The organism is Pseudomonas parasichuanensis (assembly GCF_021601385.1).
In the GTDB taxonomy this organism is placed as follows: domain Bacteria; phylum Pseudomonadota; class Gammaproteobacteria; order Pseudomonadales; family Pseudomonadaceae; genus Aquipseudomonas; species Aquipseudomonas parasichuanensis.
The window spans coordinates 1-25,635 of the sequence record NZ_BQHO01000017.1; the positions used below are offsets into that span (position 1 = coordinate 1).

24 protein-coding genes are annotated in these 25,635 nt (G+C 63.7%); 9 read left to right on the top strand and 15 right to left on the bottom strand.

Annotated elements, in window-relative coordinates; translation table 11 throughout:
* Nucleotides 1-623: 623 nt before the first annotated feature.
* The 9 genes from msrQ to mrcB all read right to left on the bottom strand — a co-directional run bounded on the left by msrQ (nucleotide 624) and on the right by mrcB (nucleotide 10,467).
* Nucleotides 624-1,235: a protein-methionine-sulfoxide reductase heme-binding subunit MsrQ gene (gene msrQ / locus L6D77_RS14800; RefSeq protein ID WP_232884898.1), complete on the bottom strand. Its 612-nt coding sequence runs from the start codon at nucleotides 1,233-1,235 to the stop codon at nucleotides 624-626.
* Nucleotides 1,235-2,248: a protein-methionine-sulfoxide reductase catalytic subunit MsrP gene (gene msrP / locus L6D77_RS14805; protein WP_232884897.1), complete on the bottom strand. Its 1,014-nt coding sequence runs from the start codon at nucleotides 2,246-2,248 to the stop codon at nucleotides 1,235-1,237. Before msrP ends, msrQ begins: the two co-directional genes overlap by 1 nt.
* Before the next feature lie 74 nt (nucleotides 2,249-2,322).
* Nucleotides 2,323-3,174, bottom strand: coding sequence for a CDP-diacylglycerol--serine O-phosphatidyltransferase (gene pssA / locus L6D77_RS14810; protein WP_232884896.1), 852 nt, complete (start codon nucleotides 3,172-3,174; stop codon nucleotides 2,323-2,325).
* 152 nt (nucleotides 3,175-3,326) lie between these two features.
* Nucleotides 3,327-4,343, bottom strand: coding sequence for a ketol-acid reductoisomerase (ilvC, locus tag L6D77_RS14815; RefSeq protein WP_125462571.1), 1,017 nt, complete (start codon nucleotides 4,341-4,343; stop codon nucleotides 3,327-3,329).
* Between the two features lie 54 nt (nucleotides 4,344-4,397).
* Complete coding sequence (gene ilvN / locus L6D77_RS14820; protein ID WP_003250040.1) at nucleotides 4,398-4,889, bottom strand: acetolactate synthase small subunit; 492 nt, start codon at nucleotides 4,887-4,889, stop codon at nucleotides 4,398-4,400.
* 1 nt (nucleotide 4,890) lies between these two features.
* Entirely contained in the window at nucleotides 4,891-6,615 is a 1,725-nt protein-coding gene (locus L6D77_RS14825) for an acetolactate synthase 3 large subunit (RefSeq protein ID WP_232884895.1), read from the bottom strand.
* Nucleotides 6,616-7,022: 407 nt separating this feature from the next.
* Nucleotides 7,023-7,355, bottom strand: coding sequence for a YqcC family protein (locus tag L6D77_RS14830; protein WP_232884894.1), 333 nt, complete (start codon nucleotides 7,353-7,355; stop codon nucleotides 7,023-7,025).
* Nucleotides 7,352-8,119, bottom strand: a complete 768-nt coding sequence (locus tag L6D77_RS14835; protein ID WP_232884893.1) for a tetratricopeptide repeat protein — start codon at nucleotides 8,117-8,119, stop codon at nucleotides 7,352-7,354. Before L6D77_RS14835 ends, L6D77_RS14830 begins: the two co-directional genes overlap by 4 nt.
* A gap of 26 nt (nucleotides 8,120-8,145) precedes the next feature.
* On the bottom strand, nucleotides 8,146-10,467 hold the full coding sequence (mrcB, locus tag L6D77_RS14840) for a penicillin-binding protein 1B (protein WP_232884892.1): 2,322 nt from the start codon (nucleotides 10,465-10,467) through the stop codon (nucleotides 8,146-8,148).
* Between the two features lie 117 nt (nucleotides 10,468-10,584).
* Between mrcB and L6D77_RS14845 the strand changes: the two genes are divergently transcribed.
* From L6D77_RS14845 to L6D77_RS14855, 3 genes are all read left to right on the top strand, one after another.
* A complete protein-coding gene (locus L6D77_RS14845) occupies nucleotides 10,585-12,147 on the top strand; it encodes a bifunctional aminoglycoside phosphotransferase/ATP-binding protein (protein WP_232884891.1) in 1,563 nt (520 codons plus the stop codon).
* Between the two features lie 98 nt (nucleotides 12,148-12,245).
* Complete coding sequence (locus tag L6D77_RS14850; RefSeq protein ID WP_232884890.1) at nucleotides 12,246-12,593, top strand: pentapeptide repeat-containing protein; 348 nt, start codon at nucleotides 12,246-12,248, stop codon at nucleotides 12,591-12,593.
* 151 nt (nucleotides 12,594-12,744) lie between these two features.
* Nucleotides 12,745-13,023: a TfoX/Sxy family protein gene (locus L6D77_RS14855; RefSeq protein ID WP_232884889.1), complete on the top strand. Its 279-nt coding sequence runs from the start codon at nucleotides 12,745-12,747 to the stop codon at nucleotides 13,021-13,023.
* A gap of 170 nt (nucleotides 13,024-13,193) precedes the next feature.
* On the opposite strand, the gene L6D77_RS14860 is transcribed toward L6D77_RS14855, so the two are convergent.
* From L6D77_RS14860 to L6D77_RS14875, 4 genes are read right to left on the bottom strand one after another with little or no spacing between them, the layout of a single operon-like run.
* Nucleotides 13,194-14,081 carry a ChaN family lipoprotein gene (locus L6D77_RS14860; protein ID WP_232884888.1) on the bottom strand — a complete coding sequence of 296 codons (888 nt, stop codon included), beginning with the start codon at nucleotides 14,079-14,081 and terminating at the stop codon, nucleotides 13,194-13,196.
* Between the two features lie 11 nt (nucleotides 14,082-14,092).
* Nucleotides 14,093-14,860 carry a heme ABC transporter ATP-binding protein gene (locus L6D77_RS14865; protein ID WP_232884887.1) on the bottom strand — a complete coding sequence of 256 codons (768 nt, stop codon included), beginning with the start codon at nucleotides 14,858-14,860 and terminating at the stop codon, nucleotides 14,093-14,095.
* Nucleotides 14,860-15,843: a FecCD family ABC transporter permease gene (locus L6D77_RS14870; RefSeq protein ID WP_232884899.1), complete on the bottom strand. Its 984-nt coding sequence runs from the start codon at nucleotides 15,841-15,843 to the stop codon at nucleotides 14,860-14,862. Before L6D77_RS14870 ends, L6D77_RS14865 begins: the two co-directional genes overlap by 1 nt.
* Before the next feature lie 50 nt (nucleotides 15,844-15,893).
* Nucleotides 15,894-16,775: a heme/hemin ABC transporter substrate-binding protein gene (locus L6D77_RS14875; protein ID WP_232884886.1), complete on the bottom strand. Its 882-nt coding sequence runs from the start codon at nucleotides 16,773-16,775 to the stop codon at nucleotides 15,894-15,896.
* Nucleotides 16,776-16,941: 166 nt separating this feature from the next.
* Between L6D77_RS14875 and L6D77_RS14880 the strand changes: the two genes are divergently transcribed.
* Nucleotides 16,942-17,259 carry a Rieske (2Fe-2S) protein gene (locus tag L6D77_RS14880; RefSeq protein ID WP_232884885.1) on the top strand — a complete coding sequence of 106 codons (318 nt, stop codon included), beginning with the start codon at nucleotides 16,942-16,944 and terminating at the stop codon, nucleotides 17,257-17,259.
* Here L6D77_RS14880 and sfsA read toward each other — a convergent pair.
* On the bottom strand, nucleotides 17,249-17,965 hold the full coding sequence (sfsA, locus tag L6D77_RS14885) for a DNA/RNA nuclease SfsA (RefSeq protein ID WP_232884884.1): 717 nt from the start codon (nucleotides 17,963-17,965) through the stop codon (nucleotides 17,249-17,251). The genes L6D77_RS14880 and sfsA overlap by 11 nt on opposite strands.
* Nucleotides 17,965-19,137: a pyridoxal phosphate-dependent aminotransferase gene (locus tag L6D77_RS14890; protein ID WP_232884883.1), complete on the bottom strand. Its 1,173-nt coding sequence runs from the start codon at nucleotides 19,135-19,137 to the stop codon at nucleotides 17,965-17,967. The genes sfsA and L6D77_RS14890 overlap by 1 nt, the downstream gene beginning before the upstream one ends.
* Before the next feature lie 212 nt (nucleotides 19,138-19,349).
* Here L6D77_RS14890 and dksA point away from each other — a divergent pair, with 212 nt between their 5' ends.
* The 5 genes from dksA to L6D77_RS14915 all read left to right on the top strand — a co-directional run bounded on the left by dksA (nucleotide 19,350) and on the right by L6D77_RS14915 (nucleotide 25,593).
* Nucleotides 19,350-19,796: an RNA polymerase-binding protein DksA gene (dksA, locus tag L6D77_RS14895; protein ID WP_153784930.1), complete on the top strand. Its 447-nt coding sequence runs from the start codon at nucleotides 19,350-19,352 to the stop codon at nucleotides 19,794-19,796.
* Nucleotides 19,797-19,859: 63 nt separating this feature from the next.
* Nucleotides 19,860-20,747, top strand: coding sequence for a tRNA glutamyl-Q(34) synthetase GluQRS (gene gluQRS / locus L6D77_RS14900; RefSeq protein ID WP_232884882.1), 888 nt, complete (start codon nucleotides 19,860-19,862; stop codon nucleotides 20,745-20,747).
* 260 nt (nucleotides 20,748-21,007) lie between these two features.
* Nucleotides 21,008-21,184 (top strand): hypothetical protein, encoded by a 177-nt coding sequence (locus L6D77_RS14905; protein WP_003250005.1) that lies wholly within the window; start codon nucleotides 21,008-21,010, stop codon nucleotides 21,182-21,184.
* Entirely contained in the window at nucleotides 21,168-24,143 is a 2,976-nt protein-coding gene (locus tag L6D77_RS14910) for a sensor histidine kinase (protein WP_232884881.1), read from the top strand. Before L6D77_RS14905 ends, L6D77_RS14910 begins: the two co-directional genes overlap by 17 nt.
* Nucleotides 24,144-24,147: 4 nt before the next feature.
* Nucleotides 24,148-25,593: a sigma-54-dependent transcriptional regulator gene (locus L6D77_RS14915; RefSeq protein WP_232884880.1), complete on the top strand. Its 1,446-nt coding sequence runs from the start codon at nucleotides 24,148-24,150 to the stop codon at nucleotides 25,591-25,593.
* Nucleotides 25,594-25,635: the final 42 nt, after the last annotated feature.

Consider the following 25,635-nt stretch of genomic DNA (forward strand, 5'->3'; position numbering starts at 1 on the left):
ACTTGCATGTGTTAGGCCTGCCGCCAGCGTTCAATCTGAGCCATGATCAAACTCTTCAGTTCAATACTGCTTGGGTTTTTAAGAAACCCTAAACTTGGCTCAGCAATCTCAAATGACTATGTGATTTTTCGCATGGCCACTTGTGATGCTGATAATCTTTTTGACTATCAGTCCGTACTCACAAGCACCCACACGAATTGCTTGATTCAATTTGTTAAAGAGCGTTTGGCTAAGAGCTTTTCGCCTCAACCGAGGCGCGCATTCTACGCTTTCCTCATTTGCTGTCAAGCGTTTATTTTGAAGTTTTTTCCGAAAAACTCGTTTAGCTTCAACCGCTTAACTCGCTGCGATCTCTCGTAGCGGGAGGCGAATCATACAGCGCTACAACCTGCTGTCAACCACCTTTTTCACCGCTGCCGATCGTGAGACCGAAACGCTTCCGGATCTTTCGAATCGCTTAACTCGTTGAATCTCAAGGAGTTTTGCGTTCCGTTGTCGCTGGAAGTGGGGCGCATTATAAGGGGATCTGAAACCCCGTCAACCTTTAATTTCAATAACTTGAAACATAAGGGAAAAAGACCGCATCACGGCTACCGGCTGATCACCTTTAGCCTTTCCGTGTCTCAGACCACCCTCCCCCGCCCCCTGACCAACCGCGGCACGCGCTTCGCCACCGCCGGCACTCGCATCATCATCAACAAAGCCCCCACCCCCGCATAGATCGCCCACTCCTTCAGATCCGAACGCACGATCCACAAGAAATGCAGCAACCCCAACCCAAGAATCACATACACCAGCTTGTGCAGCTTCTTCCAACGCGCGCCTAACCGTCGCTGACTGTAGCGATTGGAGGTGACCGCCAACGCCAGCAAGCCAAGAAAACCCAACGCGCCGACAATAATGTACGGCCGCTTGCGCAGCTCGACCCCCAGTTGCCCCCAATCCAGGCCCAGAATGAAAACCATGTAAGAAGCCAGGTGCAGCACTATATAAGCAAAGCACCACAACCCCAGTTGCCGCCGCACCACGATCCAGCCCGACCACCCCGTCAACTTCTGCAACGGCGTCATGCTCAAGGTGATCAATAAAAAGACCAGCGCCCCCAGCCCAAGCCTATCCACCAGAATCTTGCCCGGATCAGGATCGAGCTGCCCCGACGCCGCCTGATACAGCCACCAGGCCGGAAACAGACAGCCGAACATGAAGATCGCCAATCGCAACCAGGGATAACGCATCAATAGTTCTTCCGCAGATCAAGCCCGGTGTACAGCGACGCCACCTCTTCGGCATAGCCATTGAACATCTGCGTCTCCCGCACGTTCGGGCTGAACAACCCACTGGGCAAGCGCCGCTCGCGGGCCTGAGTCCAGCGCGGGTGATCGACCGTCGGGTTGACGTTGGCATAGAAGCCGTATTCATCCGGCGCCAGGCCTTGCCAGGTGGTACGCGGTTGCTCCGCCACCAGGCTGATGCGCACGATCGACTTTATGCTCTTGAAGCCGTACTTCCACGGCACCACCAAGCGCAGCGGCGCACCGTTCTGGTTGGCCAACTCCCGGCCATACATACCCACGGCGAGAATAGCCAACGGGTTCATCGCCTCGTCCAGGCGCAGCCCTTCTACATAGGGCCAGTCGATCAAGGCAAAACCGGAGCGCTGCCCGGGCATGCTCTTGGGATCCTGCAGCGTTTCGAAACGGACATACCGCGCCTTGGAGGTCGGCTCGACCTGCTTGAGCACATCCGCCAGGGGAAAGCCCAACCACGGAATGACCATCGACCAGGCCTCTACACAGCGCAGTCGATAAATACGCTCCTCGAGCTGATAGGGTTTGACGAAATCCTCCAGCGCATAGCGCCCGGGCTTTGCCACCTCGCCATCGACCACCAGGCTCCAGGGCTCGGTCTTCAGGCTGCCCGCATTGGCGTCGGGGTCGCCTTTATCGGGCCCGAACTCATAGAAGTTGTTGTAATGAGTGGCGTCCTTGAACGGTGTAATGGCCTCGCCCTTCACAGTGACGGCCTGCCAGCGCGTGGCACCCAGCTTATCGGTGAACCACGCAGGCGCCGCCCCACCCGCGGCATCGGCATAAAATGACGGCTCCGCGGCCCCGGCCAGGCCCGGCAAAGCGCCCAGGGCCAAGCCTGCCAAGGTGCCACCCAGCATGCTGCGACGGGAAAGGTAGATGTGTTCCGGGGTGACCTGTGCCGACGCGCAGTCGGACGATCGGGGGAGTTTGATCAGCATGACGGCTCCACAGTACGGGCAACTGATGTACCCATAAGACTATGGAGCCGGCAGGTTATTCCACGATTAAATCGTCACGAAGACTTGCGGCGACCACGCAGCAGATACTGCAGCGGACCAGAAACCGCGTAAGCGAGGAAGATCAGCAACAGGATACGGGGCGGGTCGCTGAACACCACAGCGAAGACCAGCACCACCGCCAGGATCGCAACGAAAGGTACGCGCCCCTTGAGGTCCAGCTCCTTGAAGCTGTTGTACTTGATGTTGCTGACCATCAGCATGCCGGCGGCAGCTACCAGCAAGGCCACCAGGAACGACAGCTTGGAACCCTGGATGCCGTAATCGCTGAACGCCCATACCGTGCCCGCCACAACACCCGCCGCAGCCGGGCTGGCCAGGCCGATGAAGTAGCGTTTGTCGGCAGTACCGACCTGGGTATTGAAGCGTGCCAGGCGTAGTGCGGCACCGGCTACATAGATGAAGGCAACCATCCAGCCGACCTTGCCCATGTCACCCAGTGCCCAGCCGAAGGCCAGCAACGCCGGCGCCACACCAAAGGCGACCATGTCCGACAGCGAGTCGTACTCGGCACCGAAGGCGCTCTGGGTGTTGGTCATGCGCGCCACACGGCCGTCGAGGCCGTCGAGCACCATGGCGACGAAGATCGCGATGGCAGCGAAGGCGAAATACTTGCTCGCCTCGCGCGGGTCACCAGCACTCAGGGCGCTCTGCGCGCTCATCGAACTGATGATGGAATAGAAACCGGCAAACAGGTTGGCGGTGGTGAACAGGTTGGGCAGCAGGTAGATGCCGCGGTGACGGACCTTGCGGCCTTCGGCGTCATGCCCTTCTTCGACATGCTCATCGATCGGTAGCAGGCTTTCGGCGTCGGAGGGCTTGTTCGGCTCTTCGGGACGTTCGCTCATGAAAAGTACCTTGCAACGGGGGTGGAATATGTTCGACACGGGCCCGCGAAATGGGTTCTGACGGCGAGCCACTGGTCGCTTTATACCAGAAGCCGGCCGCGCAAACGAAAAAACGCGGCCGAAGCCGCGTTTTTCATTCAGCCAAGCAAGACTTAGTTCTTGCTCTTGTCGACGATCTTGTTGGCCGAGATCCACGGCATCATCGAACGCAGTTGCTCGCCGATGATTTCGATGCCGTGGGCGGCGTTGTTACGGCGCTTGGCGGTCATCGACGGGTAGTTGGTGGCACCTTCGCTGATGAACATCTTCGCGTATTCGCCGTCCTGGATGCGCTTCAGAGCGTTGCGCATGGCCTTGCGGGATTCTTCGTTGATGACTTCAGGGCCGGTGACGTACTCACCGTACTCGGCGTTGTTGGAGATCGAGTAGTTCATGTTGGCGATGCCGCCTTCGTACATGAGGTCAACGATCAGCTTCAGCTCGTGCAGGCACTCGAAGTAGGCCATTTCCGGGGCATAGCCCGCTTCGACCAGGGTTTCGAAACCGGCTTTGACCAGCTCGACGGTACCGCCGCACAGAACAGCCTGCTCACCGAACAGGTCGGTTTCGGTCTCGTCCTTGAAGGTGGTTTCGATGATGCCGGTACGGCCGCCACCGACGCCAGCGGCGTAGGACAGGGCGACGTTCTTGGCATTGCCCGAAGCGTCCTGGTAGATGGCGATCAGGTCAGGGATGCCGCCGCCTTTGACGAACTCGGAGCGCACGGTGTGGCCCGGGGCCTTCGGCGCGATCATGATCACGTCGAGGTCGGCACGCGGAACAACCTGGTTGTAGTGGATCGAGAAGCCGTGGGAGAAGGCCAGGGTGGCGCCTTTCTTGATGTTCGGCTCGATCTCGTTCTTGTACAGCTGGCCCTGGAACTCGTCCGGGGTGAGGATCATGACCAGGTCGGCAGCAGCGACGGCGGTGGCCACGTCGGCTACTTTCAGGCCGTGGGCTTCTGCCTTGGCAACGGTGGCCGAGCCTTTACGCAGACCGACGGTAACGTCTACACCGGAGTCCTTCAGGTTGCACGCCTGAGCGTGGCCCTGGGAGCCGTAACCGATGATGGCGACTTTCTTGCCCTGGATGATGGAAAGGTCGCAGTCTTTATCGTAGAAAACTTTCATGAAATACCCCTGGTTATATCTCGGCCCCTGCGGAGCCATCGCTAATTTTTGAAGTTAGATGCTGAGCACTTTGTCGCCACGGGCAATGCCGGTGACGCCACTGCGCACGGTTTCGAGAATCGATGCGGTGCCGATGGCCTGGATGAAGCTGTCCAGTTTGTCGCTGGTGCCGCTCAGCTGCACGGTGTACACACTGGCGGTCACATCGACGATCTGGCCACGGAAGATATCCGTGGTGCGCTTGATCTCGGCGCGCTGGGCACCGGTGGCCTTGACCTTGACCAGCATCAGTTCGCGCTCGATGTGGGCGCTCTCCGACAGGTCGACCAACTTGACCACTTCGACCAGCTTGTTCAGGTTCTTGGTGATCTGTTCGATCACTTCATCATGGCCGACGGTGGTCAACGTCAGACGCGACAGGGTCGGGTCTTCGGTCGGCGCCACGGTCAGGCTTTCGATGTTGTAGTTGCGCTGGGAGAACAGGCCGACCACGCGAGACAAGGCACCGGGTTCGTTTTCCAGCAGCAGGGAAATGATGTGCCGCATATCAGGTACGCTCCGTCTTGCTCAGCCACATGTCACGCATCGAGCCATCCTTGATCTGCATCGGATAGACGTGCTCGGTACGGTCGATCGCGATGTCGATGAAGACCAGGCGGTCTTTCATGGCAAACGCTTCTTCCAGCTTCGGCTTGAGGTCCTTCAGGCTGGTGATGCGGATACCCACATGACCATAGGCCTCGGCCAGCTTGACGAAGTCAGGCAGCGACTCGACATAGGAATGCGAGTGGCGACCGTTGTAAGCCATGTCCTGCCACTGGCGGACCATGCCCAACACACCGTTGTTCATGTTGACGATCTTCACCGGCAGGCCGTACTGCATGCAGGTGGACAGCTCCTGGATGTTCATCTGGATGCTGCCTTCGCCAGTGACGCAGGCCACGTCATGCTCCGGGAAGTTGAGCTTGATACCCATGGCCGCCGGGAAACCGAAGCCCATGGTGCCCAGGCCACCGGAGTTGATCCAGCGGTTGGGCTTGTTGAAGCGGTAGTACTGCGCCGCGAACATCTGGTGCTGGCCCACGTCGGAGGTGACGAAGGCATCGCCCTTGGTCACTTCGCACAGTGTCTCGATGACCTGCTGCGGCTTGATGACGTTACCGTCGCCCTTGTCATAAGGGAACAGGCCGCCGTCGCCACGCCATTCGTCGATCTGCTTCCACCAGGCATCCAGCGCCGCCTTGTCAGGCTGCTCGCCGATTTCCTTGAGGATGCCGAGCATTTCGTTGAGCACGCTTTCGACCGGGCCGACAATCGGCACGTCGGCCTTGATCATCTTCGAGATCGACGCCGGGTCGATGTCGATGTGGATGATCTTGGCGTTCGGGCAGAACTTGGCCGGGCCGTTGACCACGCGGTCGTCGAACCGCACGCCGACCGCGAAGATCACATCGGCATTGTGCATCGCCAGGTTGGCGGTGTAGCTGCCGTGCATGCCCAGCATGCCGACGAACTGGCGATCGGTACCCGGGAAGCCACCGAGGCCCATGAGGGTGTTGGTGACCGGCAGGTTCAGCGACTTGGCGATTTCGGTGAGGGCTTCGGAGCCACCGCCGAGGATTACGCCGCCGCCGGAGTAGACGATCGGGCGCTTGGCCGCCAGGAGCATTTCGGCTGCCTTGCGGATCTGGCCGGAATGGCCACGTACAGCCGGGCTATACGAACGCAGCTTGACCTTTTTCGGGTAGATGTACTCGAACTTCTCAGCCGGGTTGGTCATATCTTTTGGAATGTCGACCACGACCGGGCCGGGACGGCCGGATTGCGCAAGATAGAAAGCTTTTTTCAGAACTTCCGGGATTTCCGAAGCATGCTTGACCATGAAGCTGTGCTTCACGATCGGCCGGGAAATACCGATCATGTCGGTTTCCTGGAAGGCATCGGTGCCGACCATGGTGCTGGGCACCTGGCCAGACAGGATGACCATCGGAATGGAGTCCATGTAGGCGGTGGCAATGCCGGTGATGGCATTGGTCGCACCTGGACCGGAAGTCACCAGCACCACGCCGGCCTTGCCGGTGGCACGGGCGTAACCGTCCGCCATATGGGTGGCAGCCTGTTCGTGACGGACCAGGATGTGCTGGACTTCCGGTTCCTTGAACAGTGCATCGTAAACATGAAGGAGAGCACCGCCAGGGTACCCGTAGATGTGCTTAACGCCCTCGTCACGCAAGAAGCGGACGACCATCTCAGCGCCAGATAAAAGCTCCACGTTGTTCACCTCTAAAACGCCAGAATACCGTCCTCACTGGACGGGTCTTAATAGGTTTACTGCCAAGCAGAGCATGAGCGAACGTCAGCACTGACTGAGCAAGTATTGGGAATGCCCTGGTGTGTTGCGGGCTTTCCCACCCAGCGCGAGGTAACGCGTTGCGGGGTGTTACAAGTCGGCGCGGGTGTGCGCCTCATGATCTGCTTAGCGGGTCTGCTTCTGGCAGTCCCTCTACAGCGGAATCTGGATTCTTGTGATTTGGCGCCAACAAGTCAAGAAAAATTATTGCCAATTTTTCCGCAAGATGAATCGCTGCAACCACTAAAAAGGCGAGCAGCAGCAGAATTAGAAAGATTTCCATAAAAAAGGGCCACAATCTGCGGCCCTTAAAGGAAAAAGAGAAGAAATCAGGCGGAAGGCGCGATCAATTGATCGAATTCTGCCAACAGGCGCCGTAGCGCGCGGCTTTGTTCCGGGCGATCGACAAACACCGTCTCGGCCATCACCAGGATCCCCGAGGCATTCGGCAGCGCCAGCCCGTGCTCCAGGATCAGCTTCATGCGTGGCAGGAAGATCCATTGCAGCCACTGCTCGAAGCTCATGCTGTCCACCGCGAACGGCACCGTGCTGGCCAGCATCTGGTCGCTGGGCGTATCAGCACTCCACCAGCCCTGGACCTTGAGCTCTTGCTCGATCAGCAGCAGATGGTCGGCGATATCGAGAATGCGCTGCTCCATCACAGGTTGACCCGTGCCTTCTGCCGCGCCAGCGCAGCACCGGCACTGTCGCCCTGCTTCTCACGGGCCTGGGCGATGGTGTTCCACAACTGCGCCTGCAGGTCGGGGCGGCCGTTGGCGTAGGTCAGCGCGCGACGGGCCAGTTGCTCGGACTGCGCCGCATCACCTTGCGACAGGCGCACCTGGGCCAGGCGGAACAGCACTTGTGGCTCGCGCGGGGCGATGCGCTGGGCCCGTTCCAGGCTGGATGAGGCGCCGTTGAGGTCACCACTGCCCTGCTGTTGCTGGGCGGTGGTCAGCAGCGCCAGCACCGGGCCATCGAGCTGCTCGTCGGCGGACAAGCCGCCGCTGTTGGCACGCGGAATGCCAGTCGGCGCCTGAGTGGCTACCGAAGGGTTGCTCATCGAGGCGATGTCGAACGGCTCATCGGCCACCGGGTTGGGGTTGGTGGTGATGGGGCCGCTGCTGACCGGGCCCGGAGTAATCGGCCCGGTGCTGATCGGCCCAGTGCTGATCGGCGTGGTGCTGATCGGCGCGCCGCCAGTGCCTTGCGGGATCATCACGGTGACACCGCCTTCCTCTGGCAACGACTGGGCCTGGCTGCTGCCGCCGCTGGTCGGGTAGGCCGAGTTACGCGTGGCCTGGACCCGCTCACTGTTGGAAACCCGGGTGCTCGAATCCACCACCGGGATGTTGCCACGCGGCACACTGGAGCAGCCTTGCAGCACGGCTACCGCGGTCAAGGCAGGAATCCACCACTTCTTCACTTCACACCCTCTTCAAAAGCTCGTGCTCAATTCATCCACCCCTTGACCCAATCCATGACCTGCTCGGCCGGGTTCTGTTCGCCACCACAAGTGGCGCCAGCGGGCGGTTCGCTGCCGCGAATATACGGCATCTGCACCGCTCCCGGACAGCTACCGTCGGAACCCTGGCCGCTGTAAGGGTCGATCCAGGCCTGCACCACGTTGTCCGGTTGCGGCATGTCCAGCGGCAGCGGGTCGGCCTTCTTCATGAAGCTGGTCCACACCTGCAGCGCACCGGTGGCACCGGTGAACGGCGTCTTGCCGTTGTCGTCGCGGCCCAGCCAGACCACCGCCAGCAGGTCCTGGCTGAAGCCGGAGAACCAACTGTCGCGCGAATCGTTACTGGTGCCGGTCTTGCCCGCCAGCGTCAATGAGCTGGGCAGTACGCTATACACCGAGCGCCCGGTACCTTCACGCATTACCCGCTGCATGGCGTTCTGCACCAGATAGATGGCACCGGGGTCGAAGGTTTGCTGGATCTGGAACGGGTAACGCTTGAGCGGCTCGCCTTCGGCGGTAAGCACGCTGCGAATGCCGCGCATCGGTGTATTGAAACCACCGTTGGCGATGGTCTGGTACATGGTTGCGACCTGCATCGGCGACATGCCGCCGGCGCCCAGCAGCATCGACGGGAACGCTGGCCAGTCCACCTGCACACCCAAGCGGCCGATGGTCTTGATCACGTTCGGCACACCCACTTCCAGGCCGAGCTTGGCGGTCGACAGGTTGTAGGAGTTGGCCAGGCCCTGATACAGGTAGATGGTGCCATGGGGCCGGCGGTCGTAGTTCTGCGGTCGCCACACTTGGCCGTCCGCGCCTTTGACCGAGAACGGCTCGTCCTGCACCCGGGTGGTCAGGCTGTACTTGCTCGGCTGCTCAAGCGCGGTGAGGTAGACCGCCGGCTTGACCAGCGAGCCGATCGGCCGCACGGCGTCGATGGCACGGTTGAAACCGGCAAAGCCCGACTGGCGGCTGCCGATCAGCGCCTGCACCTCGCCTGTTTCCGGGTTGGTGACGACCATCGCCGACTCCACCTCGTCGGCGCCCTTGCGCCCGGCCAGCCGCTTGAACGTCTCGCTCATGGCGGTTTCGGCCTTCATCTGCAGGATCGGGTCGAAACTGGTGAAGATGCGCAGGCCTTCTTCGGTCAAGTCTTCGTCGCGGTAGTCCTGGCGCAACTGGCGCTTGACCAGATCGAGAAACGCCGGGAACGAGCTGTCGGCCAGGCTGCCGCGCTTGGTCACGCCCAGCGGCATCTTCTTCGCCGCATCGACCACGTCCTGGCTGGCCACGCCCTGCTCGGCCAGCAGGTCGAGCACCAGGTTGCGGCGCTGCAGGGCGCGCTCGGGGTAACGACGCGGGTTGTAGTAGGACGGCCCCTTGACCATGCCCACCAACAAGGCGATCTGGTGCAGCTTGAGTTCCTGCAGCGGCTGGCTGAAGAAGAACTGGCTGGCCAGGCCGAAACCATGCACCGCGCGCTGGCCGTCCTGGCCGACGAACACTTCGTTCAGGTACGCCTCGAGGATCTCGCGCTTGTCGTAGTGCATCTCCAGCAGCACGGCCATCATGGCTTCGGTCAGCTTGCGGCTGAGGCTGCGCTCGTTGGTGAGGAAGAAGTTCTTCACCAGCTGCTGGGTCAGGGTACTGCCGCCCTGGCGCATGGCGCCCGAGGAGGTATTCACCCAGACGGCCCGGGCGATGGACTTGGGCGATACGCCAAAGTGGCTGTAGAAATCGCGGTCTTCCGTGGCGATCAGGGTTTCGAGCAGGTACGGCGGCACCTGGTCGATCTTGATCAGGATGCGGTCTTCAAGGTTCTTCGGGTAGATGCCGCCGATCATCAGCGGCTCCAGGCGCACCACGTCGAGCTTGCCGCCGTTGGCACCGCTGAGCCCGGCGACGTAGTCGCCAGAGAAACGCACACGCACGAACTGCGCCGGCTCCATGCCTTCATAGAACTGGAAGCCACGGGTATTGAGGTCGACGTTGTTACCGTTGATCGACGCAGCGCCCGGGCCATTGGCGGCACCTTCGCGACGGTAGCCGAGGGCATCGAGCTCGGTGAGGAAGTCGTTCCTGCTCAGCTTCTGGCCGACGAACAGCTCCAGCGGCCGGGCATACACCTTGGCCGGGATGGTCCAGCGCTTGCCGGAGAACTTCTCCTGCACAGTCGCATCGAGGTAGACCGCGAAGCCGGCGATCAGGACAAGGCCGACCAGGCTGAGCTTGAGTGCCCAGCCCAACCAGGCGCGCGCGCGGCCGGTCGGCTGTTTTTTAGGGGTGCGGGAAGTTCGGGTACGTGTCATGGCGGCGGAGTATACGCACTTTCAAAAAGGGAGGCAGGCGCCCACAGGCGGTTTGCAGGCACGCCACCATTGACCATAATGGCGCCTTCGAATTCCCTGACCCCGAAAGGATCACTTGTGAGCCAAGCCCTGATCAGCGCGCTGCAGAACCCAGCACTCTATCCGCACCCCGTCGAGGGCTTCCAGCTCATCGAAACGCACATCTCCTGGGTACTGCTGACCGGCGAGTTCGCCTACAAGATCAAGAAGCCCATGAACTTCGGCTTCCTCGACTTCACCGGGCTGGATCAGCGCGGGCATTTCTGCCATGAAGAACTGCGCCTGAACCAGCGCCTGACCGAGGGCCTGTACCTGGAAGTGCTGCCGATCACCGGCAGCGCCGAAGCCCCGCAGCTGGGCGGCGCCGGCGCGCCGATCGAGTACGCGCTGAAAATGCGCCAGTTCCCTCAGGGCCAGATGCTCAGCACCCTGCAGGCCAACGGTGAGCTGAACGCCGGCCACATTGACCAGATGGCCCGGCAGATTGCCGAGTTCCACCTGCAGGCGCCTAGAGTCGCCGTCGAGCACCCGCTGGGCACGCCCGAGGCGGTCATGGCCCCGGTGGAGCAGAATTTCGAGCAGATCCGCCCGTTCCTCAGCGACAAGGCCGACCTACAGCAGCTCGACAACCTGCAAGCCTGGGCCCAGGACAGCTTCAAGCGCCTGCATGGCCTGCTCGAAACACGCAAGGCCGACGGGTTCATCCGCGAATGCCACGGTGACATCCACCTGGGCAACGCCACCCTGATCGACGGCAAGGTGGTGATCTTCGACTGCATCGAGTTCAACGAGCCGTTCCGCCTGACCGATGTCTACGCCGACGTCGGCTTCCTTGCCATGGACCTCGAGGACCGTGGCCTCAAGTGCCTGTCGCGGCGCTTCATCAGCCAGTACCTGGAGCTGACCGGCGACTACCAGGGCCTGGAGCTGCTGAACTTCTACAAGGCCTACCGCGCCCTGGTACGGGCCAAGGTCGCGCTGTTCAGCATGCCGGCCGACGCCGATGGCGTACAGCGCGCCACCACCCTGCGTACCTACCGCAACTACGCCAACCTGGCGGAAAGCTACAGCGCCATCCCATCGCGCCTGCTGGCGATCACCCACGGTGTTTCGGCGGTGGGTAAAAGCCATGTGGCCATGCGCCTGGTCGAAGCGCTGGGCGCGGTGCGCGTACGCTCCGATGTCGAACGCAAGCGTCTGTTCGGTCAGCAGCAGCAGGCACAGGCCGGCCAATTGCAGGCCGGGATCTATGACCAGCAGTCCAGCGCCGCGACCTACCAGCGCCTGCACACGCTTGCAGAAATCATCCTGCGTGCCGGCTTCCCAGTGGTGCTGGACGCCACCTACCTCAAGCACGAGCAGCGCAAGGCCGCAGCCGAGGTTGCCAGCAAGACCGGCGCACCGTTGCTGATTCTCGACTGCCACGCCCCCGAAGCCGTCATCGAGAGCTGGCTGGCGCAGCGCCAGGCCGATAATGTCGACCCTTCCGATGCCACCCTCGAAGTGGTCAAAGCCCAGCAAGCCAGCCGTGAACCGCTCGATGCCGAGGAGCAAAAGCACAGCAAGCGCGTCGAGACCCAGGAAAGCGCCAGCATGGACCAGCTGATCGAGCAGATCCGCCAGCACCTGCCCGGCCTTTGACGCCCAGGCGTGAAGCAGTCGACAGTTCACGCCTGAAGTCCGGCGCCTCCTCAGTGATGTCATTACAATATCATCACACCCCACGAGGAGGCGCCGCCATGAACCAACCCCGGCAGCTGGACAACGTCCTGTACGCCCTGGTCCGCGACGAGAAGATCGCGACCTTCAACCGCGAGAAACCAACGGACGCCCCCATCGATTTTCGCGGCGGCGATTTTCGTGGCCTGGACCTGCGCAACCTCGACGTGCGTGGCATCGACTTCACCGATGCGTATTTTCGTGCCGCCGACCTGCGCGGCCTCGACCTGCGGGAAACCGGCCTCGAAGGCGCGAGCATTGCCCATGCACAGATCTCCGGCACCTACTTCCCCAGCGAATTGAGCGCCGACGAGATACTCATGTCGTTGAAGTTCGGCACGCGTCTGCGCTACCGCACCACGCGCTGAGGCGCAGCCCGGCACCGCCCCGCGCCCCGGGGCGGCAACCGGTCGGGCCCCGATGGCAAAAGGCCGCGCATTTTCCAACCCCCGCTACACTCCTCTCTGACCTGCTCGCGATTTATCCCCAAGACCCGTTCAGCCATCGCAAGGAGGCTCGATGAACGATGAATTGCAGCACCTGAAAAATCTTGGCAAGACCTCCGCGCAGTGGCTGCATGCCGTCGGTATCCACAGTGCATCGGACCTGCGCCGCCTGGGCGCGGTAGGTGCCTATCAAGCGGTGAGAACGCGAGGTTTTCGGGCTTCCAAGGTGTTGTTGTACGCCATAGAGGGTGCCTTGCTGGACATGCATTGGAACGATCTGCCGGTCGAACGCAAAGAAGCACTGAACCAGCAGCTCGACGCGAAGAGCCTTCCCCAGAAGGTGGAAAAATAAATGCCTGAAGGCATTGACTCGGTAATGAGAATCGTTATGATTATCACAACTGGTCGCGAGACTGGTTGGGTAACCTGAAAGCCCCTGGTTCGGACTCTCAGATTATCTCCTCATCAGGCTAATCACGGTTATTGACCCGGCACTTTGCCGGGTCTTTTTTTGCCTGCGATTTACTGGCCTTTGCGCAGCTGGGCGCAGTAATCCTGCTCGGGCAGCGCCGCGGTATACCAGACGAAATCCGCCATGCCTGGCTCGACCGCCTCGCCTACCTGCGCCAATAACAGCACCTTGCTTTCCCCTGTGGCCCCCAGGTCTGCCAGGTGCAAGGGCACGCCCAGGTCCTTGCGCGCGTGATAACTGCCGGCGAACAGCAACGCGGGTTGCGGCGCGCTCAGCAGGCGTTCGGCCATGCGCCGGTCGCGCTGTTGCTGCACAGCCAGCATCGCCGGCAGCTGGCTTTCCGGCAGCAGGTTGCAATGCCCGGCACGCACCTGCTCGCGCAATGCCTGCAGCACAGTCGCGGCATTGCTGCGCGCACCCGACGGGCTCAAGGGTTGACGATAGGCCTGGCGCATTTCGTCGGGGGAGAGGTTGGCGGACAACAGCGGATAGGGCCGAGCCAGCGCTTCACTGACGATAGGCCCATACATTGTCCAGTCCCAGCCATCCTGCCAGGCGAGAGCCTTGGGCAGGTCCTCTGGCAGCGGCCGCCTCTGCTTCAAGGCATCGACCAGCGGCTGCTGTTCAGGCTGGAGCATCTCCAGCAGCAGGCTACCTTGTGGCCGACGGCTCTCCAGGGCGCGCAGCAACCAGAGCTGCAGGGCATGGTGATCGGGGTTGTCATGCTGCTCGCCGACCAGCACCCGAGGCTCACTGGCAAGGCGCTCGACCAGTTGCTCCGGGGTGATCAACCGGCCGCCGGCCAGGTCGCGGATCTGGCCCAGTTGCGCGCTGTCCCGGCCCTCGCTGCTTTGCCAGGCAGGCAGTGGCGGCAGGCTGGCCTGGCACCCCGCCAATGCCAGTAGCAGTACCAGGCAGACCGACATGAGGTGACGCATGACTGAAGCTCCTAGCGAGTGATGATCAACGGATGGCCCCGCTCCGGGTGCGCCTGCACCAGCACATCGATGCCGAACACCGCCTTGAGTGCTGCCGGGGTCAGTACCGCCTCCGGCGTATCCAGGGCGTGGCAACGTCCCTGCTCCAGCAGCAGGATATGGTCACAGTAGCGGGCCGCCAGGTTCAGGTCATGCAGGATCACCAGCACCGCCGCACCACGGTCGGCAAAACTGCGTACCGCCTGCAGCGTGGTGTGCTGGTGCAGCGGGTCGAGCATGGAGGTGGGCTCGTCGAGCAACAGCGTGGTACCGGCCTCGCCCGGCCACAGTTGGGCCAGCACGCGGGCCAGGTGCACACGCTGGCGCTCCCCGCCGGAGAGGGCCAGGTAACTGCGCTCGCCCAGGTGCCCGGCATCGGCCGCCTGCAATGCCGCCTCCACGATCTCCCGGTCGCGCTGCCGGCCACTGGCATGGGGTAGCCGGCCCAGGCCGACCACCTCTTCGACACTGAAGCCGAAGCCCAGGCTGGACACCTGCGGCAACACCGCCAGTCGCCGCGCCCGCGCCTGCCCGGGCCAGTCTTCAAGCCCGCGCCCATCCAGACGCACCCGCCCGGCACTGGGCGCCAGCTCACCGCACAGGGCGCCGAGCAGGCTGCTCTTGCCGGCACCATTGGGGCCGAGTACGCCGAGGATCTGCCCAGGGCGCAGTTGCAGATGGATACCGTGCAGCACCTCGCTGCTGCCACGCGTGAGCGACAGGCCTTCGACATCGAGCATCAGTTGCGCCCCTTGACCAGCAAGAACAGGAAGAACGGTGCCCCGATGAAGGCCGTGACGATACCGATCGGCAGCTCTGCCGGCGCCAGGGCCAGGCGCGCGATCAGGTCGGCGAGCAGCAGCAGGGTGCCACCGGCCAGCAGCGACGCCGGCAACAGCACGCGATGATCCGGCCCCGCCAGCAGGCGTACCAGGTGTGGCACCACCAGGCCGATGAAACCGATCAGGCCTGCCGCCGCCACCGCCGCGCCGACACCCAGCGCGGTGCAGAACACCAACTCACGCTTGAGCGCTTCCACATCGACCCCCAGGTGGCGGGCCTCCGACTCGCCCAGCAGCAGGGCATTGAGCGCCTGGGCGCGCCGTGGCAACCATAGCGCCACCGCCACCGCCACCAGCAACAGCGGCCACAGCCGCTCGTAGCTGGCGCCGTTGAGGCTGCCGAGGTTCCAGAACGTCAGGGTGCGCAAGGTCGCGTCATCGGCCAGGTAGGTGAACAACCCGACCGCCGAGCCACCCAGAGCGGTCATGGCGATACCGGCCAGCAGCATGGTCGCCACGTTGGTCTGGCCGTCACGCCGGCCAAGGCGATAGACCATCGCGGTCACCCCCAGGCCGCCGATGAAGGCACACAACGACAGCAGGTACGGCGCAAACCACTCGGCGATGCCGCCCACCCAGCTGCCCCCCACGATCGCCACCGCCGCACCCAACGCCGCACCACTGGCCACCCCCACCAGCCCCGGATCGGCCAGCGGGTTGCGGAACAGCCCCTGCATGGCCACCCCTGACAGCGCCAGCACCGCGCCCACCGCCAGCCCCAGCAGGGTACGCGGCAGGCGGATCTGGCCGAGGATCATTTCCGCCTGCTCAAGCCCCGCACCGTCGATCGGCACGCCGATCAGGCGCACGCCTGCGCGCAGGGTATCGAACAGCGGCAGGCTGACCGGCCCCAGCGCCAGCGACAGCCAGACCGCCAGCAGGCACAACAGCGCAAGGCCCGTGAACAACGTGCGTGGCTGGACCCGCTGCCTCATGGGGTGAGGCTGGCCTTGGCCGCCGGGTAGAAGCTCGCGGCCAGCTCATGCAGGGTGGCGGGCAGGCGCGGGCCGAGGCCACCGACCAGCAGTGTCGGGTCGAGCGACAGCAGGCGCTTGTCGCGTACCGCACGCGAGCCGGCCAGGGCCGGGTTTTCCTTGATCAATGCCTGCAAGGCCGCCTCGCCAGCGAGGGCGCGGTCAGAGAACACCACCACGTCTGGGTCCAGCGCGGCCAGGGCCTCCACCGAGAAGTTCTTGTAGCCCTGGTGGTCAGCCAGGTTGCGCGCCCCGGCCTGGCGCAGCAACCAGTCGCCAGCGGTACCCTGCCCGGCGATCAGCGGCTTGGCCCCGGCGTGCCCGACCAGCAGCAAAACGCCTGGTGCTTGCTGGCTGGCCTGGGCCTGCTTGATCTTGTCCTGCAGCCCTTGCAGCTGACGGTGGTAGTCGCTGGCCAGCGTTGCCGCCTGCTGCTCGCTACCCAGCAATGCGCCCAGGTGCTTGAGGTTCTCGTCCACCGCGGCCAGCTCGGCCTTGCTGGAGAACAACTCGACCCGCACGCCGGCCTTGCGGATCTGCGCCAGCACCGGCGGCGGGCCCATTTCCTCGGTGCCCACCAGCACATCCGGGCGCAGGCTGAGGATGCCTTCGGCCGACAGCTGGCGCTGGTAGCCGATGCTGGGCAATGCCTTGAGCGACTCGGGATGCTGGCTGGTGGTGTCCACGCCAACCAGCCGCTGCTCACCGCCCAGCGCGCTGATCCATTCGCTCAGCGCGCCACCGGCGCTGACCCAGCGCTGCGGCAGTTCGCCCGCCAGCGTCGGGGTAGATAAAAGCAGACCGGCACACAAGGCGATCAGGGCAGCGGGACGGCGCATCGTCGGATTCCTTTGCTTGAAGGCGGGCCGCGCGCCTTGTGGCGGGCGGTGGAACTGCGCACCATAGGCAGCCTGGCGCGGCAAATGCGGGCAATTTGATAATTATTCGCATTGAAGCGTCAAGCCATCCCTTTGTCACACGGCTTAACAGAAAGCACACCCCATCATGCATTTTCTCTGCGCCTCCACCGACCTCAGCGAAGGCCAAAGCCGCGCCTTCAGCGTAGCCGGCGTGCCACTACTCGGCGCGCGTCGCCATGGCCAGGTGTTCGTCTACCGCAACCGCTGCCCCCATCGCGGCATTACCCTCAACTGGGCGCCAGACAGCTTCCTCGACGACAGCGCCAGCCTGATCCAGTGCGCCCATCATGGCGCGCAGTTTCTGATCGAGAGTGGCGAATGCGTGGCCGGCCCGTGCACGGGCGAGTGGCTGCAAGCCCTGGACTGCCTGGAAGACAGCCAGGGCATCTGGCTTACCGAGTGAGCAACACCGGCAGCGGCCGGTCGACCACGATCTGCTGTGCATCCAGCCGGGCGCCGTAGGCCAGCACCTCTACCCCATCCGCCACCGCCGCGCGCAAGGCCTGGGCATAGGCGGCGTCGATTTCCTGGGCCGGGCGCACGGCCTCGATGCCGCTGAGGTTCACGCAATACAGCTGCACGGCACGAATACCCTGGCGCGCCAACCCCGCCAGCTCGCGCAGGTGCTTGGCCCCGCGCTGGGTCACGGCATCGGGGAAGGCTGCCACCGGGGTATCCGGGTAGCCGAGGGTCACGCTCTTGACCTCGACGTAGGCCTTGCTGCCGTCGGCATATTCCAGATAGAAGTCGATACGGCTGCGCTCCTCGCCGTAGGCCACCTCGCGCCTGAGCGCGGTGAAGCCGGCCAGCTCGGTGATGACGCCCGCGCGCAGCGCTTCCTCGACCAGCGCATTGGCCCGCCCGGTGTTGACACAGGCCAGCCGGCCCTGGGGCGTTTCGCTGATCTCCCAGGTGCCGGGCAGCTTGCGCTTGGGGTCGTTGGAACGGCTGAACCAGACCCGTCCGCCTTCACTCATGCAATTGAGCATCGAACCGGTGTTGGGGCAGTGGATGGTCATCTGCTCGCCACTGGCCAACTCGATGTCGGCCAGGAAACGCTTATAGCGGCGCAGTAGACGCGCCTCTTCCAGTACGGGAAATTGCGCCATCAGCCTTGCCAGCTCCGCAGGCCCCGGGCGATGCGCTGCACCGCCTCTTCCAGACGCGGCAGGCTCTGGGTGTAGGCGAAACGCACGTGATGGCCGGCCTGGTGACGGCCAAAGTCCAGGCCCGGGGTGAAGGCCAGGTGTTCGGTTTCGAGGAAATGCCGGCAGAAGGCGAACGCGTCGCCACCGAAGGCGCTGATGTCGGCATACAGATAGAAGGCGCCCTGGGGCTCGACGGCAATACCGAAGCCCAGTTCGCGCAGCGCCGGCAACAGGTAGTCGCGGCGACGGGCGAACTCGGCACGGCGCTCCTCGAGAATCGCCAGTGTCTGCGGCTCGAAGCACGCCAACGCGGCATGCTGGGCCATGCTCGGGGCACTGATATAGAGGTTCTGCGCCAGTTTTTCCAGGTCAGCCACCGCCGACGGCGGCGCCACCAGCCAGCCAAGGCGCCATCCGGTCATGCCGAAATACTTGGAGAAGCTGTTCAGGACGAAGGCCTCATCGTCCACTTCCAGTACGCTCGGCGCATCCATGCCATAGGTGAGGCCGTGATAGATCTCGTCCACCACCAGGTGGCCATGGCGCTCGCGGGTCGCCCTGGAGAGGCTGGCCAGCTGCTCACGGTCGAGCACCGTGCCGGTCGGGTTGGCCGGCGAAGCCACCAGCGCGCCGACGGTGTCCTTGTCCCAGTGGCGCTCGACCAGGTCGGCGGTCAGCTGATAGTTCACCTCCGGCCCGACCGGCACCAGCTGCGCGCCGCCTTCGACCAGCCGCAGGAAGTGGCGGTTGCACGGGTAGCCGGGGTCGGCCAGCAGCCAGTGCTTGCCGGGGTCGACCAGCAGGCTGCTGGCCAGCAGCAGTGCGCCCGAACCGCCCGGGGTGATGAGCACACGTTCAGGGTCAAGGTCCACGCCATAACGCTGGCCATAAAAGCCGGCAATCGCCTCGCGCAACTGCGGCAGGCCGCGGGCAGCGGTGTAGCGGGTGTGTCCTGCGGCCAGCGCCGCCTGGCCGGCGGCGACGATCGGCGCGGCGGTGGTGAAGTCCGGCTCGCCGATTTCCAGGTGGATCACGTCGTGGCCGGCGGCCTGCAGTTCGTTGGCACGCGCCAGCAAGGCCATGACGTGGAAGGGTTCGATGGCGCGACTGCGCGCACTGTGTGGCTGAGCCATGGGCCTTCTCTCAATTGGGTCTAAACTGGTGATTCCACCTGAACATACCAGCGAACGTGCCGCCCGCACCGCGGTCAAAAGCAGGCATAGGGCGGGGTAGCGCACCCCGAATCTATCTGGTAAGTTCGGCGGCTCGCAGTCGCAGGGCCGGCGGTCGCCGGAGATGGAAGTATCCTGCGCATTGGATCAGATGAGTGAGAGGCGGTCTATTCATGTCCACCCTAGAAAAGCAAAAAGCCAGTCAAACGCTCTATGGCGTCGAGCCGTACAAGGAAACCAAGGGTGAAGAGTACATGGGTGCTCCGATGCGAGCCCACTTCACCAAGCTCCTGAACGGCTGGAAGCAAGAGCTCATGGCCAGTGTCGACAAAACCATGGACCACATGAAGGACGAGGCAGCCAACTTCCCCGATCCAGCCGACCGCGCCAGCCAGGAAGAAGAGTTCGCCCTGGAACTGCGCAACCGCGATCGCGAGCGCAAGCTGATCAAGAAAATCGACAAGACCCTGCAACTGATCGTGGACGAAGACTACGGCTGGTGCGAATCCTGCGGTATTGAAATCGGCCTGCGTCGCCTGGAAGCCCGTCCGACCGCAGACCTGTGCTTCGACTGCAAGGAAATTGCCGAGAAAAAGGAAAAGACGGTCGGCAAAGGCTGATCCTGATTCCCACCGAACGGGGCGCTGCAAGCGCCCCGTTTCATTTATATATGCCGTAAGCCCATGACCCCAGCCCGTTACATCGGACGCTTCGCCCCCACCCCCAGCGGTTACCTGCACTTCGGCTCGCTGGTCGCCGCCCTCGCCTCCTGGCTCGACGCCCGCGCCGTCAACGGCCGCTGGCTGCTGCGCATGGAAGACACCGACCCGCCACGCGAGATGCCTGGCGCCCGCGATGCCATCCTGCAGACCCTCGAGCGTTACGGCCTGGAGTGGGATGGCGAGGTGGTTTGCCAGAGCCAGCGCCATGATACCTATGCGGCCGTCGTCGACAGGCTGTTCAGCATGGGCCTGGCCTATGCCTGCACCTGCTCGCGCAAGCAGCTGGAAGGGCATCACGGCATCTACCCCGGCTTTTGCCGCAACGCCGGGCATGCCCGCGAGGGCGCGGCGATCCGCCTGCGGGTGCCGGAGCTGATCTACCGCTTCGATGACCGGGTCCAGGGCCTGTTCGAGCAGCACCTGGGGCGCGAAGTGGGCGATTTCGTCATTCAGCGCCGCGACGGGCTCTACGCCTACCAGCTGGCCGTCGTGCTGGACGATGCCTGGCAGGGTGTGACCGATGTCGTGCGCGGCGCCGACCTGCTGGACAACACGCCGCGCCAGCTCTACCTGCAGGAGCTGCTGGGTTTCTCGCAACCGCGTTACCTGCATATCCCGCTGATCGTCCAACCCGACGGGCACAAGCTGGGCAAGTCGTACCGTTCACCGCCGCTCGAGCCGGACCAGGCCACGCCCTTGCTGCTCAGAGCCTTGCGCGCGCTGGGGCAGCAGACCGACCCGGCACTGATGGGCGCCAGCCCGGCCGAGGTGCTGGCGGTGGCGCGTCTGCAGTGGCGGCCGGAGCATATTGCACGGCAGATGACGGTGCCTGAAGCCGATTTACGCTAAATCTGTACTGGCCTCTTCGCGGGTAAACCCGCTCCCACAGTAGCTTCGCAACACTTGAGTACTGTGCAGTATCTGTGGGAGCGGCGGTTCGCCGCTGCGATTTACCCGCGAAGAGGCCAGTCCAGGCAAGACCCACTCCCCGCACAAAAGCCCTGTCAATTCAAACCCTTGGCTAACTCCACCGATTCCCGCTAGCATCGCCTGCGCGATTTTCACCAATAATAAGTCCAAACCCGCAGCGCCCAACCTTCGAGGCCAGCATGTACATCTATCGTTTGGTCCTGCTTCTGGTCGTGGGGATCTACCTGTTCTCCCCGGCCATCATGGACTGGTGGATCGAGCCGACCGGTGCCTGGTACCGCCCCTACCTGCTCTGGCTGATCCTCATCGTCGTCACCTTCATCCTGCAGAGCCAACGAGATGCCGATGAGCTTTAGCCTGACCCAGATGATCCTGATCAGCGCCGCCTACCTGCTGGTGCTGTTCGGCGTGGCCTGGATCAGCGAACGCGGGCTGATCCCGCGCTCGGTCATCCGCCACCCGCTGACCTACACCCTGTCGCTGGGCGTCTATGCCAGCGCCTGGGCCTTCTATGGCTCGGTGGGGCTGGCCTACCAGTACGGCTACGGGTTCCTCGCCTGTTACCTGGGGGTGTCAGGCGCGTTCCTGCTGGCACCGGTGCTGCTCTACCCGATCCTCAAGATCACCCGCACCTACCAGCTCTCGTCGCTGGCCGACCTGCTGGCATTCCGTTTCCGCAGCACCTGGGCCGGCGCGCTGACCACCATCTTCATGCTGATCGGCGTGCTGCCGTTGCTGGCCCTGCAGATCCAGGCAGTGGCCGATTCCATCAGCATCCTCACCGGCGAGCCGGTCAAGGCCCGAGTGGCATTCGCCTTCTGTGCGCTGATCACCCTCTTCACCATTTTCTTCGGCTCGCGCCATATCGCCACCCGCGAAAAGCACGAGGGGCTGGTGTTCGCCATCGCTTTCGAATCGGTGATCAAGCTGCTGGCCCTGGGCGGCATTGGCCTGTACGCGCTGTACGGCGTGTTCGGCGGCCCGCACGGGCTGGAAGTGTGGCTGCTGCAGAACCAGACCGCCCTCGCCGCCCTGCACACGCCGTTGCAGGAGGGCCCGTGGCGCACCCTGCTGCTGGTGTTCTTCGCCTCGGCGATCGTCATGCCGCACATGTACCACATGGCCTTCACCGAGAACCTCAGCCCACGCTCGCTGGTCAGCGCCAGCTGGGGCCTGCCACTGTTCCTGCTGCTGATGAGCCTGGCCGTGCCGCTGGTGCTGTGGGCCGGCCTGCGCCTGGGCGCCAGCACCAACCCCGAATACTTCACCCTGGGGCTGGGCATCGCCGCCAACAACCAGGCCCTGGCCTTGCTGGCCTATGTCGGCGGGCTGTCGGCCGCCAGTGGGCTGATCATCGTCACCACCCTGGCGCTGTCGGGCATGGCCCTGAACCACCTGGTATTGCCGCTGTACCAGCCACCGGCCGAAGGCAATATCTACCGCTGGCTGAAGTGGACCCGCCGGGCGCTGATCGTCGCCATCATCACCGCTGGCTTCGTCTTCTACCTCACCCAGAACAACCACCAGAGCCTGGCCAACCTCGGCATCGTCGCCTTCGTCGCCACCCTGCAGTTCCTGCCCGGCGTGCTGTCGGTGCTGTACTGGCCGACCGCCAACCGCCGCGGCTTCATCGCCGGCCTGCTGGCCGGCATGCTGGTGTGGATGGTGACCATGCTGCTGCCGCTGCTGGGCAACCTGCAGGGCTTCTACATTCCGCTGCTGGACATGATCTACGTGCTGGACGACACCAGCTGGCACATGGCGGCCATCGCGTCGCTGGCGGCCAACGTCCTGCTGTTCACGCTGATTTCGCTGTTCACCAATGCCAGCAGCGAAGAGGTCAGTGCCGCCGAAGCCTGCGCGGTGGACAACGTGCGTCGCCCGCAACGCCGCGAGCTGCACGCCGCCTCGCCCCAGGAGTTCGCCACCCAGCTGGCCAAGCCGCTGGGCGCCAAGGCTGCACAGAAGGAAGTCGAGCAAGCCCTGCGTGACCTCTACCTGCCATTCGACGAGCGCCGCCCCTACGCCCTGCGCCGCCTGCGCGACCGCATCGAGGCCAACCTCTCCGGCCTGATGGGCCCGAGCGTGGCGCAGGACATGGTCGAGACCTTCCTGCCGTACAAGTCCGGCAACGAAAACTACGTCACCGAAGACATCCACTTCATCGAGAGCCGCCTCGAGGACTACCACTCGCGCCTGACCGGCCTTGCCGCCGAGCTCGACGCCCTGCGCCGCTACCACCGCCAGACCTTGCAGGAGCTGCCCATGGGCGTCTGCTCGCTGGCCAAGGACCAGGAGATCCTGATGTGGAACAAGGCGATGGAAGAGCTGACCGGCATCGCCGCCAAGCACGTGGTCGGCTCGCGCCTGGTGACCATCGGCGAGCCTTGGCGCGGCCTGCTGCTGGGGTTCATCAACGTCCCCGACGAACACCTGCACAAGCAGCGCCTGGCCCTCGATGGCCAGCCACGCTGGCTCAACCTGCACAAGGCGGCCATCGACGAGCCCCTGGCACCGGGCAACAGCGGCCTGGTGCTGCTGGTCGAGGACCTCACCGAAACCCAGGCGCTGGAAGACAAGCTGGTGCACTCCGAACGCCTGGCCAGCATCGGCCGCCTGGCCGCGGGCGTGGCCCACGAAATCGGCAACCCGATCACCGGCATCGCCTGCCTTGCGCAGAACCTGCGGGAAGAGCGCGAGGGCGATGGCGAGATCATCGAGCTGTCCAGCCAGATCCTCGAGCAGACCAAGCGCGTATCGCGCATCGTCCAGTCGCTGATGAGCTTCGCCCATGCCGGCGGCAGCCAGCAGAACAGTGAAGAGCCGGTGTGCCTTGCCGAAGTGGCGCAGGACGCCATTGGTCTGCTGGCACTGAACCGGCGCAATTTCGAAGTACAGTTCTTCAACCTGTGCGACCCCGACCACTGGGCCGAGGGCGACCCGCAACGCCTGGCCCAGGTGCTGATCAACCTGCTGTCCAACGCCCGCGATGCCTCGCCGGCCGGCAGCGCGGTGCGCGTGCGCAGTGAAGTCAGCGATCACACCGTCGACCTGATCGTCGAGGACGAGGGCAGCGGCATCCCGAAAAGCATCATGGACCGCCTGTTCGAACCCTTCTTCACCACCAAGGACCCGGGCGAGGGAACCGGACTGGGGCTCGCGCTGGTCTATTCCATCGTGGAAGAGCATTATGGGCAAATCACCATCGACAGCCCGGCCGACATCGAGCGCCAACGTGGTACCCGGATCCGCGTGACCCTGCCCCGGCATGTCGTAGCGACGTCCCCAGTAATTCGAGACCGTCGAGAGAATTGAATCAATGCCGCACATTCTGATCGTCGAAGACGAAACCATCATCCGTTCGGCCCTGCGCCGCCTGCTCGAACGCAACCAGTACCAGGTCAGCGAAGCCGGCTCGGTGCAGGAAGCCCAGGAACGCTTCAGCATTGCCACCTTTGACCTGATCGTCAGCGACCTGCGCCTGCCCGGCGCCCCGGGCACCGAGCTGATCAAGCTTGGCCAGGGGACGCCGGTGCTGATCATGACCAGCTACGCCAGCCTGCGCTCGGCGGTGGACTCGATGAAAATGGGCGCGGTGGACTACATCGCCAAGCCCTTCGACCACGACGAAATGCTGCAGGCCGTCGCGCGCATCCTGCGTGACCGGCAGAACGCGCCAGCCCCAGCAGCGGTCGCTGAACAGCGGCCCACCAATGGCAAGGCCGGCGCGGACAAGTCCAGCCCCGCAGCCGCCAATGGCGAAATCGGCATCATCGGTTCCTGCGCGCCCATGCAGGACCTGTTCGTCAAGATCCGCAAAGTCGCGCCCACCGACTCCAACGTGCTGATCCAGGGCGAATCGGGCACCGGCAAGGAGCTGGTCGCCCGCGCCCTGCACAACCTTTCGCGCCGGGCCAAGGCACCGATGATCTCGGTGAACTGCGCGGCGATCCCGGAAACCCTGATCGAGTCCGAACTGTTCGGCCACGAAAAAGGCGCGTTCACTGGCGCCAGTGCCGGCCGTGCCGGCCTGGTCGAAGCGGCCGATGGCGGCACCCTGTTCCTCGACGAGATCGGCGAACTGCCGCTCGAGGCGCAAGCCCGTCTGCTGCGCGTGCTGCAGGAAGGCGAAATCCGCCGGGTCGGCTCGGTACAGTCGCAAAAGGTCGATGTGCGCCTGATTGCCGCGACCCACCGCGACCTGAAGAACCTGGCCAAGGCCGGCCAGTTCCGTGAAGACCTGTATTACCGCCTGCACGTGATCGCGCTCAAGCTGCCCGCCCTGCGCGAGCGCGGTAGCGACGTCAACGAAATCGCCGACACTTTCCTCGCCCGCCAGAGCGCGCGCATCGGCCGCGACGACCTGCATTTCTCCCACGAAGCCGAACAAGCCATCCGTCACTACAGCTGGCCGGGCAACGTGCGCGAGCTGGAGAACGCCGTGGAGCGCGCGGTGATCCTCAGCGAGAGCGCGGAGATTTCCGCCGACCTGCTGGGCATCGACATCGAGCTCAGCGACCTCGAAGAGGTCGATGGCCTGGCCCACCTGCCCGCACTGGTCAGCAACGGTGCCAGCAACGCCAGCCACGAGCCCACCGAAGACCTGTCGCTGGAAGACTACTTCCAGCACTTCGTCCTGGAACACCAGGACCACATGACCGAGACCGAGCTTGCGCGCAAGCTGGGCGTCAGCCGCAAGTGCCTGTGGGAGCGTCGCCAGCGCCTGGGCATTCCGCGGCGCAAGAGCAACGCCACCAGCGAGTAACGCTGCCGGTCGGCCCGGGCCTTGTGGCCCGTTCGCGGGCAA

What these genes read in the sequence shown, in the direction of transcription:
- L6D77_RS14865 (WP_232884887.1), bottom strand. Translation starts at nt 14,860, where the DNA reads ATGCTCGATGTCGAAGGCCTGTCGCTCACGCGTGGCAGCAGCGAGGTG.
- pssA (WP_232884896.1), bottom strand. Translation starts at nt 3,174, where the DNA reads ATGAGCGAACGTCCCGAAGAGCCGAACAAGCCCTCCGACGCCGAAAGC.
- msrQ (WP_232884898.1), bottom strand. Translation starts at nt 1,235, where the DNA reads ATGCGTTATCCCTGGTTGCGATTGGCGATCTTCATGTTCGGCTGTCTG.
- L6D77_RS14875 (WP_232884886.1), bottom strand. Translation starts at nt 16,775, where the DNA reads ATGCGCCGTCCCGCTGCCCTGATCGCCTTGTGTGCCGGTCTGCTTTTA.
- L6D77_RS14915 (WP_232884880.1), top strand. Translation starts at nt 24,148, where the DNA reads ATGCCGCACATTCTGATCGTCGAAGACGAAACCATCATCCGTTCGGCC.
- L6D77_RS14850 (WP_232884890.1), top strand. Translation starts at nt 12,246, where the DNA reads ATGAACCAACCCCGGCAGCTGGACAACGTCCTGTACGCCCTGGTCCGC.
- ilvC (WP_125462571.1), bottom strand. Translation starts at nt 4,343, where the DNA reads ATGAAAGTTTTCTACGATAAAGACTGCGACCTTTCCATCATCCAGGGC.
- L6D77_RS14860 (WP_232884888.1), bottom strand. Translation starts at nt 14,081, where the DNA reads ATGCGTCACCTCATGTCGGTCTGCCTGGTACTGCTACTGGCATTGGCG.
- ilvN (WP_003250040.1), bottom strand. Translation starts at nt 4,889, where the DNA reads ATGCGGCACATCATTTCCCTGCTGCTGGAAAACGAACCCGGTGCCTTG.
- L6D77_RS14890 (WP_232884883.1), bottom strand. Translation starts at nt 19,137, where the DNA reads ATGGCTCAGCCACACAGTGCGCGCAGTCGCGCCATCGAACCCTTCCAC.
- sfsA (WP_232884884.1), bottom strand. Translation starts at nt 17,965, where the DNA reads ATGGCGCAATTTCCCGTACTGGAAGAGGCGCGTCTACTGCGCCGCTAT.
- gluQRS (WP_232884882.1), top strand. Translation starts at nt 19,860, where the DNA reads ATGACCCCAGCCCGTTACATCGGACGCTTCGCCCCCACCCCCAGCGGT.
- L6D77_RS14880 (WP_232884885.1), top strand. Translation starts at nt 16,942, where the DNA reads ATGCATTTTCTCTGCGCCTCCACCGACCTCAGCGAAGGCCAAAGCCGC.
- msrP (WP_232884897.1), bottom strand. Translation starts at nt 2,248, where the DNA reads ATGCTGATCAAACTCCCCCGATCGTCCGACTGCGCGTCGGCACAGGTC.
- L6D77_RS14905 (WP_003250005.1), top strand. Translation starts at nt 21,008, where the DNA reads ATGTACATCTATCGTTTGGTCCTGCTTCTGGTCGTGGGGATCTACCTG.
- dksA (WP_153784930.1), top strand. Translation starts at nt 19,350, where the DNA reads ATGTCCACCCTAGAAAAGCAAAAAGCCAGTCAAACGCTCTATGGCGTC.
- mrcB (WP_232884892.1), bottom strand. Translation starts at nt 10,467, where the DNA reads ATGACACGTACCCGAACTTCCCGCACCCCTAAAAAACAGCCGACCGGC.
- L6D77_RS14910 (WP_232884881.1), top strand. Translation starts at nt 21,168, where the DNA reads ATGCCGATGAGCTTTAGCCTGACCCAGATGATCCTGATCAGCGCCGCC.
- L6D77_RS14855 (WP_232884889.1), top strand. Translation starts at nt 12,745, where the DNA reads ATGAACGATGAATTGCAGCACCTGAAAAATCTTGGCAAGACCTCCGCG.